The 5,168-nt window shown below is 64.7% G+C and carries 4 protein-coding genes; 1 reads left to right on the top strand and 3 read right to left on the bottom strand.

Annotated elements, in window-relative coordinates:
* The 3 genes from RMO57_RS16760 to RMO57_RS16750 form a co-directional block, all read right to left on the bottom strand.
* The coding region (locus RMO57_RS16760) for an ABC transporter substrate-binding protein (RefSeq protein ID WP_310388536.1) at positions 1–1,164 on the bottom strand (1,164 nt) is incomplete at its 3' end.
* 163 nt (positions 1,165–1,327) lie between these two features.
* Positions 1,328–1,981 (bottom strand): response regulator transcription factor, encoded by a 654-nt coding sequence (locus RMO57_RS16755; protein ID WP_310388535.1) that lies wholly within the window; start codon positions 1,979–1,981, stop codon positions 1,328–1,330.
* The gene (locus RMO57_RS16750; protein WP_310388533.1) at positions 1,978–3,354 is read right to left on the bottom strand and encodes a cache domain-containing protein; all 1,377 of its coding nucleotides are present in this window, start codon (positions 3,352–3,354) and stop codon (positions 1,978–1,980) included. Before RMO57_RS16750 ends, RMO57_RS16755 begins: the two co-directional genes overlap by 4 nt.
* Positions 3,355–3,567: 213 nt before the next feature.
* Here RMO57_RS16750 and RMO57_RS16745 point away from each other — a divergent pair.
* On the top strand, positions 3,568–5,168 hold a 1,601-nt coding region (locus RMO57_RS16745), incomplete at its 3' end, for a gamma-glutamyltransferase family protein (RefSeq protein ID WP_310388538.1).

The following is a 5,168-nucleotide window of genomic DNA, read 5'->3' as shown; positions in this document are numbered from 1 at the left end:
GGCGTAGACGACGCGCTGGCCCTTGACCTCACCGAACACCGGGATGTTGGGCGTGATGGCCTCGTGATCCTTGGCGCTGAAGGGTTTGATATAGGTCGTGACCACGCCTTCCACCGGCGTCTTCAGGTCTTCAAGCGCGGCTCTGATCTTGGGGCCCTCGGTGCCACCGGCCTGCTTGATGGCGGCTGCCAGCAGAAAGATCGAGTCATAACCCTGCGCGGCCGACACCGGCGAATCAATGCGGCTCATCTTCGGGTTGAAGGTGCGCAGATAGTTGAGGATGAAGCTCTGGCGCTTCGGCGTGGTGGGCTCCTGGATGAAGGTCTGCGGCATCCGCGCGCCTTCGCCGCCGGGGCCGGCGTTGTCGATGAAGTTGGCCATCGACAGCGTCCAGCTGCCAATCATCGGCACCTTCCAGCCGAGCTTGGTCATGCCGTTGGCGATCTGCGCCAGCTCAGGGCCAATGGCATAGGTCAGCACCGCTTCGGCACCGGCTTCCTTGGCCTTGAGCAACTGCGGCGTCATGTCCACATCCTTGATGTTGAACTTCTCCACCGTGACCGCCTTGAGACCTTTTTGCGCCAGCGCGGCCTCCAGGTCGGCACGGCCCAACTGGCCGTAGTTGGTCGAGTCCGCCAGGATCGCCACGCGTTTGTAGCCGCGCCTTGCGACGGCCTCCTCAACAATCATCGGCGCCTGGATACTGTCGTGCGCGGCGTTGCGAAACACATAGTTCTCGGGCTGGTCGTTGAACTGGTGGGTGATCAGCGAGCCGGTGGCGACGTTATTCATGACCGGGATCTTGGCTTCCTGGAAGAAGCGCTGCGAAGCCAGGGCCACGCCGGTGTTGATATAGCCGACCACGGCGGCGACGCGTTCTTTGTTGATCATTTCTTGCGCGATCTGCACGCCGCGCTCGTTCCTGGCCTCATCGTCGCGCTCAACCAGCAGGATCTGGCGACCGAGGATGCCGCCGGACTTGTTGATCTCGTCCGTGGCCATGCGCACGCCGTCGCGCATCGACACACCCATCGACGATGAACCGCCGGTGAACGGGCCGGCCACACCGATCTTGATCGGCTCGGCAGCAAAGGCAGCGGGGGCAGTGAAGGCGGCTGCTGCAAGGGCTAGCGCGCTGAGCAAAGGTTGGAACTTTGTGTGCATGGCTTGTCTCGGTGGTTGTTGTCAGCTGCCTGGTTCAAGGATTGACCCGGCATGGCCACAATGGTGCGCCGATGCACCCAAACAAGCTTCCGTCACATTACGCAGCGCGGCTGCGCAAGAACACGTACTAGAAAACCCTGAGCGGCTTGTGCTCGAACTGCGCTCAGCGCGGCGGCTGGCGTCCGTGTTCCACCGCGTAGCGTATCAAGTCGGCCTGGCCCGACAGGTCAAGCTTGCGGTGCAGATTGAGCCGGTGGGTCTCGACCGTGCGCACACTGATTTCGAGCGTGCGGGCGATCTGCTTGCTGGACTGCCCCTGCCCGATCAAGCCAAGGATCTGCGTCTCGCGCTCCGACAGTTCAACCCGGGCCGGTGCCGGCCTGAACAGGCGCTGAGCCATGGCCGGGCTGATATAGGTGCCACCGGCCACCACAGTATTGATAGCGGCAATGATTTCGCTCGAAGGTGAGTCCTTCAACACATAACCGCTCGCACCGGCGGCAAGTGCTTGGCGGGCGTATTCGGGCTCGTCGTACATGCTCAGCACCAGCACGATCGGAGCGGGCTCGGCCGGCGTGGCGCGGGCCATCAAGCGGTGAATCAGCTCGATGCCATTGATGTCGCGCATGCCGATGTCGGTCAACACCAGGTCGGGCTTGAGTTCGGCCGCACGCTTGAGACCCTGCAATGCGTCCCCGGCTTCGCCGACCACTTGAAACTGCGGCACCGCGTCCAGCCTTGCGACCAGGCCCTCAAGCACCAGCGGGTGGTCGTCAACCAGCAGGATGCGAATGGCGGTGCGGCTGCTCGTACTCATGCGGCCTGGGCCAATCGTTGCACCGCAAGGCGCGGAATCGTCGCCTCCACCTTGGTGCCATGTTCGTCCGAACTCAGTTCCAGGCGGCCGCCGACATTGTTCATGCGTTCGCGCATATTGCGCAGACCGATGCCCTGCTTGGGGCTTCGATCGATCGCCTCGGCGCTGAAGCCTTGGCCGTTATCTTGCACGGTCAGCCTGATCTCGGCGCCGCCCTTGTGCAGCAGCATCTGCACATGGCTGGCCTGGGCATGCTTGAGCGCATTGGCGAGCGCCTCCTGCGCGACCCGAAACAGCGTGGTGCGCACTTCAGCCGGCAGGCCGTGCGGCTCGTTGCCCGTGACCTCGAAGCTGAACGCCAGGCCGGCGGCCGAACAGCTGTCCTCGCCGAGCTGACGCAGCGCGCTGGTCAGGCCCAGCGTGTCGAGCGTGACCGGCCGCAAGCGGTGCGAGATGCCCCGCACACCGTCGAGCGCGTCAGCGATGCGGGCCATCGCGCGCTCCAGCATGGTGCGCGCGCTGCCAGCGTCGGCGGGCAAGCGCGCCAGCGCCGATTCGGTCAAGAGCTTGGCGGCCACCAGGGTCTGGCTGGTGCCGTCATGCAGCTCCCGCGACAGCCACGCGCGCTCATCCTCTTGCGAGCGAACCAGCCGACGCGCCAGCAAGGTCAGCTTGGCATCGGCGCTGCGCAACTCGCTGATCGACAAGCCCAACACGCTGACCAGCATCAAGGTCGCAGCCACCAAGGTGGTCAAGCCCACCCAGCGCAAGGTGGTGCCCAGGCTGGCCGTCAATTGATCGGCCAATTGCCGCTGGATTTTGTCGACCTCGTCGGTGTAGATGCCCGTGCCTATCATCCATTGCCAGCGTTCCAAGCCGGTCACGTAGGCGATCTTGGGTCTTTGCTCGTTCGCCGAAGGCTTGCTCCAGGTGTACTCAATAAAGCCGCCGCCGGCGATGGCGCGCTCAATCATCAGGCGGATCGCCGGCCGCCCTTGCGCGTCCCGCATCTCCATCAGATTGCGGCCGACCAACTCGGGCTGGCGCGGGTGCATCAGGCTGACGCCCTTGTAGTCGTACAGAAAAAAGTAGCCGTCCGGGCCGTAGTCCAGGTTCACCAACTGCTGGACCGCGAGTCGCTTGATGTCGTCATCGTCGCGGCCGGTGTTGTAGAGCGGACTGATCGTACTCAGCGCCAGCGCGACCTGATGGCGCAGCTCGGAGCGAGTGGCCTGTGAGTAGGCGTCGCGGACCAGCGTCTGTTGACGCTCGGTCAACTTGTTTTGCTGGACGCGCAGCACCCAAGCGGTCAGGGAAAACGCCAGCAGCAGCGGCAAGCTGGTCACCAGCATCAGCTTGAGGCGAAGATTCATGCGGCCTTTTTTCTTGTTGAGCTTTGGGATCAGTCGGCGTGGTGCATTTGGCGGTCGCGTGGAGCGTAACAGCTCGCTGGCCGACGAGTCATTTCAGCGGCGGTCGCTTTCGCAGCTGTTCATGTATGGCCGGTGTTCGCCGCGCGCATTACCATCGCAGCAGTTTTGGCTCTAGCCCTATCCGCGATGAACAAAAAATCTCGACTCATGGCGATGCGCTGGCTGCCGCAGTCTGTCTTGCTGGCGCTGCTTTTGACGGCTTGCGCGGCGCCGCAGCCGTCGGCCATCATGACGCAGGCCGCCAAGCCGAGTGCGGTTGATGCAAAAGCCGACATCCCTCAGCAACCCGAAGGCCCCAGCGGCTGGACCCACAAGCCGGCTTGGGGCGCGCAGCGCTTTGCGGTGGCCGCCGCGAATCCGCTCGCTGCGGACGCGGGCTACGAGATACTGCGCGCCGGCGGCAGCGCCGTCGACGCGGCGATCGCCGTGCAACTGGTGTTGACCCTGGTCGAGCCGCAGTCCAGCGGCATCGCCGGCGGCGCCTTTCTGATGCATTGGGACGGTCAGAACGTGACGGCACTGGACGGCCGCGAGACCGCGCCGGCCGCTGCCGCCGAGGGTCTGTTCCTCAAGCCCGACGGCAAGCCCATGAGCTATACGCAGGCGGTGGTCGGCGGCCGCTCGGTCGGCACGCCGGGCCTCATGCGGATGTTGGAGCTGGCCCATACCAAATACGGCGTGCTGCCCTGGGCGCGGCTGTTCGAGCCGGCGATTCGACTGAGCGAGAACGGCTTCGAGCTGGGCGCACGCATGCACCAGATGCTTGTCAGCGACCCGCAGATCAAGACCGATTCGCAGGCCTTCAAGTATTTTTTCGCCGCCAATGGCGCGCCGCTGCCGGTCGGCACGCTGCTGCGCAACCCTGCGCTGGCCGAGGTCTTGAGGGTGGTGGCCAAGGGCGGCGCCGAGGCTTTTATGCGCGGGCCGATTGCCGCCGATATCGTGCGCCGGGTGCGTGGCCACGCCAGTAATCCGGGCCTGTTGAGCGAGGCCGATATGGCCGGCTATAGCCCAAAGTTGCGCGCGCCCATCTGCACCGATTGGCGCGAGCATTGGCGCGTTTGCGGTTTCCCGCCGCCGTCGTCCGGGCATATCGCGGTGATGCAGATGTTGGGGCTAACGGCGCCGCAGAGCGTGGCGCAGTCGCTGGACGCGAGCGGCCTGCCGAATGCCGCTTGGCTAAATCGTTACGCGCAGGCCGCCAATCTGGCTTTTGCCGATCGCGCGCAATATGTGGCCGACCCCGATTTTGTCGCTGCACCGGGCGGCGATTGGGGCAGCTTGCTGGCCCCGGACTATCTGCGCCAGCGCGCCGCCCTGATCGGCCCGCGCAGCAGCGGTGTGGTCAAGGCCGGCAATCCAGGTGGGCTCAAGACCGCCTATGCCCAACAAGCCGAACAGCCCGAGTACGGCACCAGCCACATCAGCGTTGTTGATGCTGCGGGTCGCGCGGTCTCGATGACGACGACGATTGAGACCGTGTTTGGCTCGCGCATCATGAGCGACGGTGGCACTGGCCTGGCCGGCGGCTTTTTGCTCAACAACCAGCTGACCGACTTTGCGCTCAATCCGCGCAACGCCGCCGGCCTGCCCGTCGCCAACCGGCTGGAGCCGGGCAAGCGACCGCGCTCCAGCATGGCCCCGACGCTGGTGTTTGACCGCCGTGATGGCCGCTTGGTTGTGACGCTGGGCTCGCCCGGTGGGGCCGCCATCATTCACTATGTCGCCAAGACGCTGATTGCCACCCATGACTG

This window comes from Roseateles sp. (assembly GCF_031397715.1).
In the GTDB taxonomy this organism is placed as follows: domain Bacteria; phylum Pseudomonadota; class Gammaproteobacteria; order Burkholderiales; family Burkholderiaceae_C; genus Paucibacter_A.
This window is presented reverse-complemented; position numbering and strand designations above follow the sequence as displayed.

Bases quoted from the DNA above. Each gene is read 5' to 3' on its own strand.
- RMO57_RS16750 (WP_310388533.1), bottom strand. From the start codon at position 3,354: ATGAATCTTCGCCTCAAGCTGATGCTGGTGACCAGCTTGCCGCTGCTG.
- RMO57_RS16755 (WP_310388535.1), bottom strand. From the start codon at position 1,981: ATGAGTACGAGCAGCCGCACCGCCATTCGCATCCTGCTGGTTGACGAC.